Source organism: Pseudomonas batumici, assembly GCF_036585405.1.
GTDB lineage: Bacteria > Pseudomonadota > Gammaproteobacteria > Pseudomonadales > Pseudomonadaceae > Aquipseudomonas > Aquipseudomonas batumici.
In genome coordinates this window covers 1,918,128-1,933,085 of the sequence record NZ_CP144470.1, presented here as the reverse complement: position 1 = coordinate 1,933,085, position 14,958 = coordinate 1,918,128, and the positions used below count along the sequence as shown (strand labels likewise).

Sequence of the window (14,958 nt, the reverse complement as noted above, 5' to 3'; positions counted from 1 at the left end):
TTTTCTGATCCATGGGCAAATCGCTGGTCATTGTGGAATCCCCGGCTAAGGCCAAGACCATCAACAAGTACTTGGGTACCCAGTACGTGGTGAAGTCGAGTATCGGCCATATCCGAGACCTGCCCACCAGCGGTTCGGCGAGCGCCACCAAAGAGCCTGCTGCCAAGCGCGGCAAGGCGGCGGCTGGCGAAGCCCCTGTGCTGTCGGCGAAGGAGAAGGCGCGCAAGCAGCTGGTCTCGCGCATGGGTGTCGATCCGGACCACGGTTGGAAAGCCCGCTACGAGATCCTTCCCGGCAAGGAGAAGGTGATCGAGGAGCTGCGCCGCCTGGCCAAGGATGCCGACACCATCTATCTCGCGACGGACTTGGACCGCGAAGGGGAAGCCATTGCCTGGCACCTGCGCGAAGCCATCGGTGGCGATGACGACCGCTACAAGCGCGTGGTGTTCAACGAAATCACCAAGAAGGCCATCCAGGAAGCCTTCTCGGCGCCTGGCGAGCTGGACATCGACCGCGTCAACGCCCAGCAGGCCCGGCGTTTCCTCGACCGTGTCGTCGGTTACATGGTTTCGCCGCTGCTGTGGTCGAAGATCGCCCGTGGCCTGTCCGCCGGTCGCGTGCAGTCGGTGGCGGTGAAGCTGGTGGTCGAGCGTGAGCGCGAGATCCGTGCGTTCAACCCCGAAGAATACTGGGAAGTCCACGCCGACCTCGGCACCGCCAAGGGCGCCAAGGTGCGCTTCGAAGTGGCGCGCGAGAACGGCGAGGCCTTCAAGCCGCTCAATGAAGCCCAGGCCATGGCGGCCCTGGAGAAGCTCAAGGCGTCGGCCTATACCATCGCCAAGCGCGAGGACAAACCGACCAGTAGCAAGCCGTCGGCCCCTTTCATTACCTCCACCCTGCAGCAGGCCGCGAGCAACCGCCTGGGCTTCGGGGTGAAGAAGACCATGATGATGGCCCAGCGCTTGTACGAAGCGGGCTACATCACCTATATGCGTACCGACTCCACCAACCTCTCGGCCGATGCCGTGGCGATGGCGCGGACCTATATCGAAGGCGAGTTCGGCGCGAAATACCTGCCGTCCGCGCCTAACGTCTACAGCAGCAAGGAAGGCGCGCAGGAAGCTCACGAAGCCATCCGTCCTTCGGATGTGAACACCGACCCGAGCAAGCTGTCGGGCATGGAGCGTGACGCCGAGCGTCTCTACGAGCTGATTTGGCGCCAGTTCGTGGCCTGCCAGATGCTGCCGGCGCAATACCTGTCGACCACCGTCAGCGTCGCCGCCGGTGACTTCGAGCTGCGTGCCAAGGGGCGTATCCTCAAGTTCGACGGTTACACCCGGGTGCTGCCGCAAATGAGCAAGCCGGGCGACGACGACGTGCTGCCGGACATGGCCCAGGGCGAGGTGATGAAGCTGATCCAGCTCGATCCGACCCAGCACTTCACCAAGCCGCCGGCGCGTTACTCCGAAGCCAGCCTGGTCAAGGAAATGGAAAAGCGCGGCATCGGTCGTCCTTCGACCTATGCGGCGATCATTTCCACCATCCAGGACCGTGGTTATGTGGCGCTGCACAACCGCCGCTTCTACTCCGAGAAGATGGGCGATATCGTCACCGAGCGCCTGGCGGAAAGCTTCTCCGACCTGATGGACTACGGTTTCACCGCCAGCATGGAAGAGCACCTCGACGACGTGGCCCAGGGTGAGCGCGACTGGAAGAACGTGCTCGACGAGTTCTACGGCGACTTCAAGAAAAAGCTCGAAGTGGCGGAAAGCCCCGAGAGCGGCATGCGCGCCAACCAGCCGGTGATGACCGACATCCCGTGCCTGACCTGCGGCCGGCCGATGCAGATTCGGACCGCCTCCACCGGTGTGTTCCTCGGCTGCTCGGGCTACAGCCTGCCGCCCAAGGAGCGCTGCAAGGCCACCGTCAACCTGGTGCCGGGCGATGAAATCGCGGCCGATGACGAGGGGGAATCCGAATCCCTGGTGCTGCGTGGCAAGCATCGCTGCCCGATCTGCAGCACGGCGATGGACGCCTACCTGCTGGACGAAAAGCGCAAGCTGCACATCTGTGGCAACAACCCCGATTGTGCCGGCTACGAGATCGAAGAGGGCAGCTACCGCATCAAGGGCTATGAAGGCCCGAGCCTGGAATGCGACAAGTGCGGCAGCGAGATGCAGCTCAAGACCGGTCGTTTCGGCAAGTTCTTCGGCTGCACCAACCCGACCTGCAAGAACACCCGCAAGCTGCTCAAGAGCGGTGATGCGGCACCGCCGAAGATGGACCCGGTGAAGATGCCGGAGCTCCAGTGCGAGAAGGTCAACGACACCTACATCCTGCGTGACGGCGCTTCCGGCCTGTTCCTGGCTGCCAGCCAGTTCCCGAAAAACCGTGAAACCCGTGCACCGCTGGTGATCGAGATCCTGCCCCACAAGGACGAGATCGATCCCAAGTACCACTTCCTGTGCGAGGCTCCGCAGAAGGACCCGGACGGTCGTCCGGCGGTCATTCGCTACAGTCGCAAGACCAAGGAGCAGTACGTGCAGACCGAAGTGGACGGCAAGCCGACCGGCTGGCGCGCGTTCTACAGCGGGAGCAAGTGGGCGGTCGAGGACAAGCGCTCGTGAGATAAGCGTCCGATCCGCTGATCGGGCGTGAACACCGAGGCCGCGTGAAAACCTGGGTTTTCACGCGGCCTTTGTTTTTTGGGCTTGCGGCGAACTTGGTCGATCCCTGAAACTGACTGACCTGCCTGTGGCCTTTTTTTGTGGAGCGTGCCGTCATGGCTAACGAACTCTATACCCGCACCAACCAGAAGATCTTTTATGCCGGCCTCGCCCTGGAAGCCCTGGGCAAGGCCGAGGAGAGCCGGGCGATGAATGCCCTGGCGCTGATCCAGGCCGAGCGCGAAGCGGCGGTGTTTCATCTGTACGGTGCGTTGCTCGGGCTCTGCCATGAGATTGCCGGCTTCTACCGCCTGCCCCAGGCTGCTGCGCCGCGGGCCGAGTTGCTGCTGACCCGCGAGGTATTGGAGGCCATCGCCATTCCGGAAATGGCCGAGCTGGTGGAGTTGGCCCAGAGCCCGCAAACCTGGCTGGCTCGCCTGATCAGTGCGCATGCCGCACTGTATCTGCCGCCCCAGGCCCCCAGGAAGGTCAAGGGCGATGTGCTGCAGCCGTTGATCGTGGCGGTCAGCCTGGATGAGGAAGAGGCGCCCGAACTTGGGCGTGAGGAGCTGGAGAGCTGGCGGCAGAATCTGAAGGGGCTGGCGATCCGCTTTCGCGATGGACTCAGCGAGTGCTGAGTGATTGAGTCGGCATATGGATGAACGGAGGTCGATTATTTTGTCGTCCTTTTCCTCTAAAAAAGCAGTCTCCATCTGTCAGATGTTCATCAAGCGGTAAAGAAAGCGCTGCAGTTCTCCTGCGAGGGGCCGTCGATGACTGATATAATGGCGGTCTTTCGTGGAGAACAGACACTATGCCTACGTCCTTTCTAGAAATTGTCGAGCTGCCGGACGGCCGTATCGAGCTGCGTCGGGCCGAGGACGAAGGTTCTCTGGTGACCCTTAACTTTTCCGAAGATGCCAAGGCATTCCTGCAGGGCCAGCACGTCGAGGTGGCCAAGGCCATGTTGAGCGTGGGCGTGCAGATGGCCGGGCGTTTGGTCGAAGGTGAAATCGAGAAGGACGACGGCGGGCCACGGGTTCTTCACTGAAACCAAGGCACGTTCGGCGGTAGATGGCGTTTCAGATCGGCTTCCCTGTCCTGGAGAAGCCCTGCCGTGATCGCTGTGCACTATCGGCCCTGACGGCCGCTCAATCAGTCAGCCCAAGCGAATATTCAGACTTTGCGCATCGCCTTGACGAGCCGCGCTGATCAGCTGTTGGCGGGCGTTCGCGTTCAGAGGGTTCAGCCAACTGACCACGGTGTGGCTGCGGCCCAGGCGCAAGGCTTCACAGGTCAATTGCAGTGCGCTTTGGGCGCTGCTCGGTTGCAAGAGTAGAATCCGCTCGCGGTTGAGTCCGGCGTCCCGTAGCCAGGCCTGTGTCAGGCTTGAGGGTGGTGCGATCAGGGTCAGCCAGCGGGCCTCCTGATCCTGGCTCAATTCCCGCAGGATGGGGGCCAGCAGGCTCAGGCAACTCCCGGCAGCCCCCCGCAACGACAGCTCGCTGAAGACTTCTGGTTCGCTGCTCCAGGGGGCTTCGACCACCTCCTTGAGCAGGGGCGCGAGCGGCTGCGCCATGAACGCTTCGAACAGGGGGAGTTGTGCGTGTTGTGGGGTTTGCGGGAATTGCATGACGCCTCCTTCAGCGGCGAATGACGCCGACACTCAAACCTTCGATGACGAAGTCCTGGTCTTTCAGGTTGACTTCGATGGGGGCGAACTCGGGATTTTCCGCCAGCAGCCAGACCTTGCTGCCTTCGCGCTTGAAGCGCTTGACGGTGACATCGTCGCCAATCCGCGCCACCACGATCTGGCCGTTACGGGCTTCACGACAGGTATGCACGGCCAGCAGGTCACCGTCGAAAATGCCGACGTCCTTCATGCTCATGCCGTGAACGCGCAACAGATAGTCGGCCCGGGGATGGAAGAAGGTCGGGTTGATGTTGCAGGATTCTTCGACGTGTTGTTGGGCAAGAATCGGCGCGCCGGCGGCAACGCGGCCGATGATCGGCAGGGTGGACTCGTCCGCCTTGGCTTCGAAGCCGGGGATGCGAATGCCGCGGGACGCGCCGGGGGTCATTTCGATCGCACCCTTGCGGGCCAGGGCCTTGAGGTGCTCTTCAGCGGCGTTCGGTGATTTGAACCCCAGCTCCAGGGCGATTTCCGCACGGGTGGGCGGATAACCATTGTCGTCCAGGCAACGTTTGATAAAAGCCAGAATCTCAGCTTGGCGTGGCGTCAGTTTTATCATTTCGAGCGCTCTGTCTTTTTATACAGTGACTGGGATTATATACAGTGCAAGGCGCTTGGCAATCCTCCTTTTTTTCACGTCCGCCGGACGGTCGCCGGGGCGTTGTGCACGAAGCGGATCGGCAGGGTGGCTACAGCCCCCGGATTGTATGGTTTAATGCCTGACCGGCGGGCCACGAACGGACCGTCATGCTTGACATTCCCGGGGCTGAAACGTATGTTTCAAACAAGTGTTTGTCAGGCGGAGTAACCATGGCCCAGTCGGAAACCGTTGAACGCATTCTCGATGCTGCCGAGCAATTGTTCGCGGAAAAAGGTTTCGCCGAGACCTCATTGCGCTTGATCACCAGCAAGGCGGGGGTCAATCTCGCGGCGGTGAACTACCATTTCGGCTCGAAGAAGGCCTTGATCCAGGCGGTGTTCTCACGTTTCCTCGGGCCGTTCTGCATCAGCCTCGACCGCGAGCTGGAGCGCCGCCAAGCCAAGCCCGAGGTCAAGCCCGGGCTGGAAGAACTGCTGGAAATCCTCGTCGAGCAGGCGCTGGTGGTGCAACCGCGCAGCGGCAATGACCTGTCGATCTTCATGCGCTTGCTGGGGCTGGCCTTCAGCCAGAGCCAGGGTCACCTGCGCCGCTACCTGGAGGACATGTACGGCAAGGTGTTCCGTCGCTACATGCTGCTGGTCAACGATGCCGCGCCGCGGATTCCACCGATCGAACTGTTCTGGCGCGTGCACTTCATGCTCGGGGCGGCGGCGTTCAGCATGTCGGGCATCAAGGCGCTGCGGGCGATTGCCGAGACCGACTTCGGGGTCAACACTTCCATCGAGCAGGTCATGCGCCTGATGGTGCCGTTCCTGGCGGCCGGCATGCGCGCCGACAGCGGTGTGACCGACGCTTCCATGGCGGCGGCGCAATTGCGCCCGCGGAGCAAGTCGACGCCGACGGTGGCCAAGGTTTAGGGTCTGTACGAAAGCTCGCCGAGCGGCGATCAGGCAAGGCAAAAACAGGCGAGCAAGCGGAGTGTAGGGGCCTACATGAGCATTGCGAGCCTGTTTTTAACGCAGCATGATCGTCGCGCAGGCAGTTTTCGTGCAGAGCCTCGCGTTGCGGGTGGGCGCGCCGGCTGCGATCCGCTAAGCTGGCAGCCATGCCTGATTTCTTTCTGCTCCAAGTCCCCCTTGCCCGTTCCCGCTTGCCTGGCGTTGTCCATGGCGAGGTGCCGGCGTGCCTGTCTGTCGCCGGCCGCCGTGCAGGTCCGCGAGGACGACGGGCACTTTTGTCCAAGGATTCCCTATGAGTACTGCCCTGCAAGGCTCCCTGATGGTGGACGTCGCCGGTACCTGGCTGACGGCTGAAGATCGCCAGTTGTTGCGCCAGCCGGAAGTCGGCGGCCTGATCATCTTTGCCCGCAATATCGAGCACCCGCGCCAGGTCCGTGAACTGAGCGCGGCCATTCGGGCCGTGCGCCCGGACCTGTTGCTGGCGGTCGACCAGGAAGGCGGGCGGGTTCAGCGCCTGCGCCAGGGCTTCGTGCGCTTGCCGGCGATGCGCGCCATTGCCGACAATCCGAACGCCGAATACCTGGCCGAGCAATGCGGCTGGTTGATGGCCACCGAGGTACTCGCGGTGGGCCTGGATCTCAGCTTTGCGCCGGTACTGGACCTGGACTACCAGCGCAGCGCGGTGGTCGGCAGCCGTGCCTTCGAGGGCGATCCCGAGCGTGCGGCGTTGCTGGCCGGGGCGTTTATCCGTGGCATGAACGGTGCCGGCATGGCCGCCACCGGCAAGCATTTCCCCGGTCATGGCTGGGCCGAGGCCGACTCCCATGTGGCGATTCCCACGGACGAGCGCAGCCTGGACGAGATCCGCGCCAATGACCTGTTGCCTTTCGCCCGCTTGAGCCGGCAGTTGGCCGCGGTGATGCCGGCCCATGTGATCTATCCACAGGTCGATGCGCAACCCGCCGGCTTCTCCCGCCGTTGGCTGCAGGAGATTCTGCGCGGCGAATTGCAATTCGATGGGGTTATCTTCAGTGACGACCTGTCGATGGCCGGTGCCCATGTGGTCGGCGACGCCGCCAGCCGGATCGAAGCGGCACTGTCCGCCGGCTGTGACATGGGCCTGGTGTGCAACGACCGCGCGGCCGCCGAACTGGCCTTGAGTGCTGCCCAGCGCCTGAAGGTCAAGCCGTCGCCGCGGATTGCGCGGATGCGCGGCCAGGGGTTCGCCCGCACGGACTACCGCCAGGACCCGCGCTGGCTGTCGGCACTCACGGCGCTCAAGGATGCTCAACTGATTGACTGAGGAGTCCTGCATGACGGTATACGCGATTATCGGCGGCACGGGCCTGACCCAGCTCGAAGGCTTGAGCATTCGTCAGTCGTTGACGGTGGATACGCCCTACGGCGCCCCTTCGGCGGCTATCCAGATCGGCGAATATGCCGGTCGTGAAGTCTTGTTCCTGGCCCGCCACGGGCATCCGCACCGTTTTCCGCCGCATCAGGTGAACTACCGGGCCAATCTCTGGGCGCTGAAACAGGCGGGCGCCGAGGCGATCCTGGCGGTCAACGCCGTGGGCGGGATTCATGCGGCGATGGGCACCGGACATTTCTGCGTGCCGCATCAGTTGATCGATTACACCAGCGGTCGTCAGCACACCTACTTTGCCGATGACCTGGAGCAGGTGACCCATATCGACTTCAGCTATCCCTACAGCGAAGGCCTGCGGGAACAACTGATAGCAGCGCTGGCGGCCGAGGGCTGTGCCTACAGCAGCCATGGTGTCTACGCCTGCACCCAGGGACCGCGGCTGGAGACGGTGGCCGAGATCGCCCGACTGGAGCGCGACGGCTGCGACATCGTCGGCATGACCGGCATGCCGGAAGCCGCGCTGGCTCGTGAACTGGCGCTGGACTACGCCTGCCTGGCCCTGGTGGTGAACCCGGCGGCGGGCAAGTCGACGGCGGTGATCACCATGGCCGAGATCGAGCAGGCCTTGCATGACGGTATGGGGCAGGTGAAGTCGACCCTGGCGCGGGTGCTCGCGGCGGGTCGTTAACGGCCGGCTTTCTTGTCCGGCAGCGGCGCGAACAGGGCTTCGATATCGTCGTTCTGCAGCTGCCAGTCACCGGCCTGGCGCCCGTCGAGCACACCGGCGGCCAGGTCCGATTTTTCCTGCTGCAGGTGCTGGATCTTCTCCTCCACCGTGCCGCGGGCAATCATCTTGTAGACGAAGACCGGCTTCTCCTGGCCGATCCGATAGGCGCGGTCGGTGGCCTGGTTCTCGGCGGCCGGGTTCCACCACGGATCGTAGTGGATCACGGTATCGGCCTCGGTGAGGTTCAGTCCCACGCCGCCGGCCTTGAGGCTGATAAGGAAAATCTGCAGTTTGCCATCCTGGAAATCCTTGACGGGGGTGCGCCGGTCGCGGGTCTGCCCGGTCAGCAACGCATAAACCACCCCGCGTTTGCGCAATTCGGCCTCGATCAGCGAGAGCATCGAGGTGAACTGCGAGAACAGCAGGATGCGCCGACCTTCGTCGAGCAACTCCTCGAGCATCTCCATCAGGCTGTCGAGCTTGCCGGAGGTGCCGCCGCGCGTGGGCAGCGGGGCGTCGTTGACCAGGCGCAGGTCGCAGCAGACCTGGCGCAGCTTGAGCAGTGCCTCGAGGATGATGATCTGGCTGCGGGCCACGCCTTTGCGGGTGATCTCGGCCCGGACCTTCTTGTCCATGGCCAGGCGCATGGTCTCGTAGACATCGCGCTGGGCCTCGTTGAGATCGACCCAGTGGATGATCTCGGTCTTGGGTGGCAGTTCGGTGGCGACCTGCTCCTTGGTGCGGCGCAGCAGGAAGGGCTTTATCCGGCCGTTGAGGTGTTGCAGGCGGACTTCGCTGGCGTGTTTTTCGATCGGGATGCGGTAGTCGCGGTTGAAGCTCTTCACGTCGCCCAGCCAGCCCGGCAACAGGAAGTGAAACAGCGACCAGAGCTCGCCCAGGTGGTTTTCCAGCGGCGTGCCGCTCAGGCACAGGCGTTGTCGCGCATCCAGTTCACGGGCGGCCTGGGCGGCCTTGCTGCCGGGGTTCTTGATGTACTGCGCCTCGTCGAGTACCAGCACGTGCAGCGGCTGGGCCTTGAGGCGTTCGATATCCTTGGGCAGCAGGGCATAGGTGGTCAGCAGCAGGTCGTAATCCTGCAATTGCTCGAAATGCTTCTTGCGCCCGACGCCGTACAGCGCCAGCACCTTGAGTTGCGGAGTGAAGTGCGCGGCCTCGTCCAGCCAGTTGGGAATCAGGCTGGTGGGCATCACCACCATGCAGGGGCGATCGAGGCGCCCGGCCAGCTTTTCGCTCAGGATGTGGGCCAGGGTCTGCAAGGTTTTGCCCAGGCCCATGTCATCGGCCAGGATGCCGCCGACCTCCAGTTGCCTGAGGGACTGCATCCAGCTCAGGCCCTCGTGCTGATAGGGGCGCAGGGTGGCGTTGAGGCCTTCGGGGATCGCCGCGCTGTAGTCGCGGATATCCCGCAGCCGCTGGGCGAAGCCGCGGATCTGTTCGCCGCCTTCCCACAGCAGTGAAAGCTCGTCCAGCGGGTTGAGCCGGGTCGCATCGGCATGGCTCAGGCGCAGGCGGGTGGTGCCGGGCTCCTGCAGGTAGAACTCGCCCAGGGTGTTCAGCACCGGCTTCAGGCGACCATAGGGCAACGCCACCTGGAGCGGTCCGTGGCTGCCGCCGGGCGAGGCCGGGATATTCACCAGGATCAGTTCATCGTCGCGGCGCCGGGCCAGGCGTTCGGGATTGAGCAGTTCGGTGTGCGAACGCACCAGGTTCAGCAGGATCGGCAGCAGGCTCAGGCGCTCGCCGTTGACGATGATCCCCAGTTCCAGGTCGAACCAGTCACGCTCGGGGGCTTCGTCGACCGTGGCGTACCAGTCCTCGACGGGGCTGAGATCGAAACCGAAGTCCTCTTCGACCTGCAATTGCCAGCCCTGCTCGCGAAGGCCCGGCAGTTCGTTCAGGGTGAAGTTCAGCCAGGCGCTGTCATTGACCATTTCGAACAGCTCGCCGGCACTTTCCGGCAGGGCCTTGCTCTGGCGCGTGGCGATCTTGAAGCCCAGCCGGCGCAGTTGCTCGCGACAGGCCTTTTCCGCTTCGGGTTGACGCTTGATACGCAGGCTCTGGTGTTCCTGGCGCAGGATGATATCGGCGTTCTTCTGGCCGCTGACGTATTCACCCAGGTAGTCGAAGGACAGCGCCGCCCGATGCTGGATGTAGCGTTGCATCCGCCCGTTGCGCGGTTCGAAGGCGCTGAATTCGATGCTGGCCAGCCACAGGCGCGGCACCGGCATCAGGTCGTCGACAGGTTGCTGCGGCAAGGGCGATGGCGTGCGCGCATCCAGCACGGCCTGGAGCTTCTCCAGCAGTTCGGCGTCCTTTTCCGCGGCGGGGTAGGCCAGGGTTTCCTGGACTTGCAGCAACACCGCGGCGGTGTGCTTGCAGCGGTTGCGCACCGGGCAGGTGCAGGTGGCGTCGACCACCAGCAGCGTGCCCTTGGCGGATTCGCGCAGGTGAATGGTCTGGCGGTAGGTGTTGCCGCCCGAGCCCTCGCAACTGGCGGTGATGGTGCTGTCGCCGGCCTGGACGATCCTGACGCGGTTTTCCAGGGCGTAGCGCCGACCCCGTTCCAGGCTCTGTTCCTTGAAGCGACTGACCCAGGACGCGGCGAGCGGTTTCGTCAGGCTGGGCGTCAGGGACGAGGGCATCGGGCTTTCACTGGTCGAGGTTCTGTGACGGTGCTTCGCGTTTCGAGGCGGCGAGCGAGGTGACCTTGAGCAGCAGGGCCAGGTGGCCGGCGTCGAGGAAATTGAGTTGGCCGTTCTTGGTCTGGCTGGTCTGGCTCAGGCGTTCGCTGGTGCTGACCACGCCGTTGCTGTCGAACTGGTTGACCCAGAATTGCGCCTGCACGTCGGTGAAGCGCTTGAGGGTGAAACTCAGTGTGCCCTGTACCGGGAACTGGCCGAACTGTTCCTGGCCGGCGGTGATCGACACCAGGCTCGGCTGGTCGCCCAGGGTCTGTTGCCAGGCCTTGTGCAGCAGCACCTGGTAGTTGCCGCTGGCGCCCAGCTTGGCGGTCATCTCGTTGAGGCTGGGGGTGCGCTCCTGGTCGGCGGTGACCGGTGTGGCGCCCTTGGCCCAGTCCTCGGGCGCCGGCTGGCTCTGGAAGGGTTGTTCCAGGTTCTGCCGGACCAGGATCATTTCGATCAGATACAACTCGTCGGCCATCGCCGCCGGGGCGATCAGGACCAGCAACAGGGTCAGCAAGGGGATCAGGCGCATAGGGCGTCCTTCAGGCAGATTTCGGGGTGAGGCGCTCGAACAGCGCCTCCAGTGTATTGAAGCGTTCTTCCGCGCGTTCCATCGGTACCATGAACTTGAACAGTGTGGCACCTTCGAACTTGTAGCGGTTGGGCTGGCCCTGGATCAACTTGATCAGCGACAGCGGGTCGACCGGGGTGTCCGCCGCGAACTCGAGGCGTCCGCCCTGCGGGCCGCCGTCGACCTTCTTGATACCCAGCTGCTCGGCCTGCAGTTTGAGCAGGGTCAGGCGCACCAGGTTCTTGGTCGGTTCCGGCAGCAGGCCGAAGCGGTCGATCATTTCCACTTGCAGGTCCTTGAGACCCTCTTCGTCGGTCGCCGAGGCGATGCGCTTGTAGAGGATCAGGCGTGCGTGCACGTCCGGCAGGTAGTCTTCGGGGATCAGCGCCGGCAGGCGCAGGTTGATTTCCGGACCACCGCCCAGGGGCTGGTCGAGGTTGGGCTGTTCGCCCTTGCGAATGGCCTTGACCGCCCGTTCGAGCATTTCCATGTACAGGGTGAAGCCCACGGCCTGGATCTGTCCGCTCTGGCCGTCGCCCAGCAGTTCGCCGGCGCCACGGATTTCCAGGTCGTTGGTGGCGAGCACGAAGCCGGCGCCGAGGTCCTGGGTATTGGCGATGGCCTCCAGGCGCTTTTCCGCGTCGGGGGTGATCTGCTGGCGACCCGGAGTCAGCAGGTAGGCGTAGGCCTGGTGGTGACTGCGCCCGACCCGGCCGCGCAATTGGTGCAACTGGGCCAGGCCGAACTTGTCGGCACGCTCGATGATGATGGTGTTGGCGCTCGGCACGTCGATGCCGGTCTCGATGATGGTCGAGGCGATCAGCACGTTGAAGCGCTTGTGGTAGAAGTCGCTCATCACCTGTTCGAGCTCGCGCTCGCGCATCTGCCCGTGGCCGATGCCGATACGTGCCTCCGGTACCAGTTCGGCGAGGTCGGCGGCGCATTTCTCGATGGTCTTCACGTCGTTGTGCAGGTAGTAGACCTGGCCGCCGCGGAGCAATTCGCGCAGCAGCGCTTCCTTGACCGTGCTCTTGTTCTGCTCCATGACGAAGGTGCGCACCGACAGCCGGCGTGCCGGCGGGGTGGCGATGATCGACAGGTCGCGCATGCCCGACACCGCCATGTTCAGCGTGCGCGGAATCGGCGTGGCGGTCAGGGTGAGGATGTCGACTTCGCTGCGCAGGGCCTTGAGCTGTTCTTTCTGGCGTACGCCGAAACGGTGTTCTTCGTCGATGATCACCAGGCCCAGGTTCTTGATCTTCACATCGTCCTGCAGCAGCTTGTGGGTGCCGATGACGATATCGATCTTGCCTTCGGCGAGGTCCGCCACGGCGGCGTTCACTTCCTTGGCGGACTTGAAGCGGCTCATCACCTCGACGGTGACCGGCCAGTCGGCGAAGCGGTCGCGAAAGCTGTTGTAGTGCTGCTGGGCGAGCAGGGTGGTGGGCACCAGAATCGCCACCTGCTTGCCGCCATGGACCGCGATAAAGGCCGCGCGCATGGCCACTTCGGTCTTGCCGAAGCCGACGTCGCCGCAGACCAGGCGGTCCATCGGCTTGGCCGCCAGCATGTCGGCGCGCACGGCTTCGATGGTGGTCTGCTGGTCCAGGGTTTCCTCGAACGGGAAGCCGGCGCTGAAGGTCGCGTAGTCGGCTTTCGGGTCGGCGAACGCATAGCCTTCGCGGGCCGCGCGGCGGGCGTAGATGTCGAGCAGTTCGGCGGCGACGTCGCGCACCTGTTCGGCGGCCTTGCGCTTGGCTTTCTGCCAGGTTTCCGAGCCCAGGCGGTGCAGAGGGGCCAAGGCGTCGTCGCTGCCGGTGTAGCGGGCGATCAGGTGCAGGTTGGCCACCGGCACGTAGAGCTTGGCGCCCTCGGCATATTCCAGGGTGAGGAATTCGGCGGCCTGGTTTTCGATCTCCAGGGTGGCGAGGCCCAGGTAGCGGCCGACACCGTGGTCGATATGCACCACCGGCGCCCCTTCACGCAGTTCGGTGAGGTTCTTGATCACCGCGTCGTTGTTTGCGTCGGCGCGTTTTTCCCGGCGCCGGCGCTGCATCACGCGCTGACCGAACAGCGGGCTTTCGGCCACCAGTGCCAGGGCCGGGTCGTCCAGCAGCAGGCCTTCGTCCAGCGGGGCGATGGTGATCGCCAGGCGCTCCTTGCCTGCGACGAAGTCCGGCCAGCTGTCGACGGTCCTGGGGCGCAGCTTCAGGCGTTCGAGCAGCTCCAGCAGGACTTCCCGGCGCCCGGCGGATTCGGCGGTGAACAGCACGCGGCCGGGGAACTGTTCGAGGAACTTGGCGAGTGCCGCCAGCGGCTGGTTGGCCTTGGCCTCGATCGCCAGGTTCGGCAGTTCGCGGGCGGGAAAGCGTTCGCGGCCGATGCCGGTTTCCACGTCCTGCTGGCTGGCGACCACCCGCGGCCAGCTTTTCAGGCGGGCGAAGCAGTCTTCCACCGGCAGGAACAGTTCGGCCGGTGGCAGCAGCGGTCGGGTCGGATCGACGCGGCGTTCCTCGTAGCGATTGCGCACATCGTTCCAGAAGTTTTCCGCCGCCTGCTCGATACCCGGCAGGGAGAACACCTGGGTGTCCTGGGGCAGGTAGTCGAACAGGGTCGAGGTTTCCTCGAAGAACAGCGGCAGGTAGTACTCGATACCGGCGGGTGTGATCCCGCTGTTCAGGTCCTGGAAGATCGGGCAGCGGCGGAAGTCGACGTCGAAGCGTTCGCGAAAGCGCGCCTTGAAGCGGGTGAGCGCTTCTTTCTGCAGCGGGAACTCCTTGGCCGGCAACAGGCGCACCGAGTCGACCTTGTCGATGGAGCGCTGGTTTTCCGGGTCGAAGGTACGCAGCGTCTCGATCTCATCGTCGAACAGGTCGATGCGGTAGGGCAATTTGCTGCCCATCGGGAACAGGTCGATCAGGGCCCCGCGCACGGCGAACTCACCGTGTTCGTAGACCGTGTCGACGCAGCGGTAACCCGTGGCCTCCAGGCGTGTGCGCATCTGCTCCACGTCGAGTTTCTGGCCGATGTCCAGCACCAGGCTGCTGCCCAGCAGGAACTGGGTCGGGGCCAGGCGGTGCAGGGCGGTGGTGATCGGCACCACCAGCACGCCATGGCCCAGTTCCGGCAGCCGATAAAGGCTGGCGATACGCTGGGAAATGATGTCCTGGTGCGGTGAGAACAGGTCGTAAGGCAGGGTTTCCCAGTCCGGGAAATGCAGCACCGGCAAATCGGGGGCGAAGAAACTCAGCTCCTGTTCCAGCCGCTCGGCACTTTGGCTGTCGGCGGTCAGCAGCAGGGTGAAGCGCTTGGCGGCGCTGGCGGCCTCGGCAATGGCCAGGCTCAGGGCGGCACCGGGGAGATTGCCCCAGTGCTGTTTACCTGCCGCGGCAGGGAGAAGCGGTAGACGCAGAACGGGCACGGAAGGTTGAGCTCCAAGCGTTGCGACAAAGTCGGTAATTGTAACGGTCCCGGGTGCCGCCTGTCAGTTGCAGACTGTTTCTATTACGCATTGGGTGAAATGTAGTGGCTATGACAAAAAATAGCGCTTTTCGGCGTAATATGTAGTGCCATATCAGGCGTATGTTTTGAAGGGTTACGGATAAGTCGCCGGTGTCCGGTGAAAATACGCCCTGCTGAAACCCGCGTATCTACTGGGCTCGCGCGG

11 protein-coding genes are annotated in these 14,958 nt (G+C 63.8%); 6 read left to right on the top strand and 5 right to left on the bottom strand.

Features of this window, described 5'->3' with window-relative positions; translation table 11 throughout:
• Positions 1-11 precede the first annotated feature (11 nt).
• The 3 genes from topA (at position 12) to NUH87_RS08530 (ending at position 3,717) form a co-directional block, all read left to right on the top strand.
• Entirely contained in the window at positions 12-2,627 is a 2,616-nt protein-coding gene (gene topA, locus NUH87_RS08540) for a type I DNA topoisomerase (protein WP_338525601.1), read from the top strand.
• 155 nt (positions 2,628-2,782) lie between these two features.
• Positions 2,783-3,304, top strand: a complete 522-nt coding sequence (locus NUH87_RS08535) for a DUF6586 family protein (protein WP_040063549.1) — start codon at positions 2,783-2,785, stop codon at positions 3,302-3,304.
• 176 nt (positions 3,305-3,480) lie between these two features.
• Entirely contained in the window at positions 3,481-3,717 is a 237-nt protein-coding gene (locus tag NUH87_RS08530) for a hypothetical protein (RefSeq protein ID WP_040063188.1), read from the top strand.
• A 108-nt stretch (positions 3,718-3,825) separates the two neighbouring features.
• Here the strand turns inward: NUH87_RS08530 and sulA are convergent, their stop codons facing one another.
• Complete coding sequence (gene sulA, locus NUH87_RS08525; RefSeq protein ID WP_338525600.1) at positions 3,826-4,299, bottom strand: SOS-induced cell division inhibitor SulA; 474 nt, start codon at positions 4,297-4,299, stop codon at positions 3,826-3,828.
• Between the two features lie 10 nt (positions 4,300-4,309).
• Positions 4,310-4,918 carry a transcriptional repressor LexA gene (lexA, locus tag NUH87_RS08520; protein WP_338525599.1) on the bottom strand — a complete coding sequence of 203 codons (609 nt, stop codon included), beginning with the start codon at positions 4,916-4,918 and terminating at the stop codon, positions 4,310-4,312.
• A gap of 251 nt (positions 4,919-5,169) precedes the next feature.
• Between lexA and NUH87_RS08515 the strand changes: the two genes are divergently transcribed.
• From NUH87_RS08515 to NUH87_RS08505, 3 genes are all read left to right on the top strand, one after another.
• A complete protein-coding gene (locus tag NUH87_RS08515) occupies positions 5,170-5,877 on the top strand; it encodes a TetR/AcrR family transcriptional regulator (protein ID WP_040063185.1) in 708 nt (235 codons plus the stop codon).
• Positions 5,878-6,223: 346 nt separating this feature from the next.
• Positions 6,224-7,222, top strand: coding sequence for a beta-N-acetylhexosaminidase (nagZ, locus tag NUH87_RS08510; RefSeq protein ID WP_209437118.1), 999 nt, complete (start codon positions 6,224-6,226; stop codon positions 7,220-7,222).
• Between the two features lie 10 nt (positions 7,223-7,232).
• Positions 7,233-7,976: an S-methyl-5'-thioinosine phosphorylase gene (locus NUH87_RS08505; protein WP_040063183.1), complete on the top strand. Its 744-nt coding sequence runs from the start codon at positions 7,233-7,235 to the stop codon at positions 7,974-7,976.
• Here NUH87_RS08505 and NUH87_RS08500 read toward each other — a convergent pair.
• Genes NUH87_RS08500 through mfd form a run of 3 tightly spaced genes read right to left on the bottom strand, consistent with a single transcriptional unit; the run spans position 7,973 to position 14,712 of the window.
• Entirely contained in the window at positions 7,973-10,666 is a 2,694-nt protein-coding gene (locus NUH87_RS08500; protein WP_338526761.1) for a DEAD/DEAH box helicase, read from the bottom strand. The genes NUH87_RS08505 and NUH87_RS08500 overlap by 4 nt on opposite strands.
• Positions 10,667-10,685: 19 nt before the next feature.
• Positions 10,686-11,252 (bottom strand): CsiV family protein, encoded by a 567-nt coding sequence (locus tag NUH87_RS08495; protein ID WP_338525598.1) that lies wholly within the window; start codon positions 11,250-11,252, stop codon positions 10,686-10,688.
• A 10-nt stretch (positions 11,253-11,262) separates the two neighbouring features.
• Positions 11,263-14,712: a transcription-repair coupling factor gene (mfd, locus tag NUH87_RS08490; RefSeq protein ID WP_338525597.1), complete on the bottom strand. Its 3,450-nt coding sequence runs from the start codon at positions 14,710-14,712 to the stop codon at positions 11,263-11,265.
• Between the last annotated feature and the right edge of the window lie 246 nt (positions 14,713-14,958).

Coding starts and splice junctions, on each gene's coding strand:
- topA (WP_338525601.1), top strand. CDS start 12: ATGGGCAAATCGCTGGTCATTGTGGAATCCCCGGCTAAGGCCAAGACC.
- NUH87_RS08535 (WP_040063549.1), top strand. CDS start 2,783: ATGGCTAACGAACTCTATACCCGCACCAACCAGAAGATCTTTTATGCC.
- NUH87_RS08530 (WP_040063188.1), top strand. CDS start 3,481: ATGCCTACGTCCTTTCTAGAAATTGTCGAGCTGCCGGACGGCCGTATC.
- sulA (WP_338525600.1), bottom strand. CDS start 4,299: ATGCAATTCCCGCAAACCCCACAACACGCACAACTCCCCCTGTTCGAA.
- lexA (WP_338525599.1), bottom strand. CDS start 4,918: ATGATAAAACTGACGCCACGCCAAGCTGAGATTCTGGCTTTTATCAAA.
- NUH87_RS08515 (WP_040063185.1), top strand. CDS start 5,170: ATGGCCCAGTCGGAAACCGTTGAACGCATTCTCGATGCTGCCGAGCAA.
- NUH87_RS08505 (WP_040063183.1), top strand. CDS start 7,233: ATGACGGTATACGCGATTATCGGCGGCACGGGCCTGACCCAGCTCGAA.
- NUH87_RS08495 (WP_338525598.1), bottom strand. CDS start 11,252: ATGCGCCTGATCCCCTTGCTGACCCTGTTGCTGGTCCTGATCGCCCCG.